This is a genomic window from Tritonibacter sp. SIMBA_163, from assembly GCF_046535935.1.
Taxonomy (GTDB): Bacteria; Pseudomonadota; Alphaproteobacteria; order Rhodobacterales; family Rhodobacteraceae; genus Epibacterium; species Epibacterium scottomollicae.
Window position 1 is genome coordinate 1 of the sequence record NZ_JAWJBP010000178.1, and the last position, 360, is coordinate 360.

1 protein-coding gene is annotated in these 360 nt (G+C 68.3%); it reads left to right on the plus strand.

Annotated features, from left to right (window positions below; genetic code table 11):
- Window positions 1-360 (plus strand): hypothetical protein (locus R0J92_RS21975; protein WP_411053208.1); only part of this gene is annotated, 360 nt, incomplete at both ends.

Sequence of the window (360 nt, forward strand, 5' to 3'; positions counted from 1 at the left end):
GTGAGCGTCACGTCCAACTTCCTCGCGTACCGCCCCTACGCGGAGATTCTCGGGCTCGCCACGAACCACCTCGCCAACGAAATCCAGCTCCGCGACACCCTCCGCATGGCGATCACCGACGCCATCTTCACGTGCGGCTGGATCAAGACCGGGATCAGCACGCGGGGCGAGACGCTGGACATCGACGGCGTGGGCCACGACGTGGGGCAGCCCTACGCCGACCGCGTGGACCCCGACGACATGACCGTGGACCCGTGGGCTCGCCGGCTGGAGGAGGCCATCTTCGTCGGCAACCGCTACCGCATCGCCAAGGAGGTCGTGCGGTCGCTCGGCATCGCCAGCGACGAGCAGATCGACGCG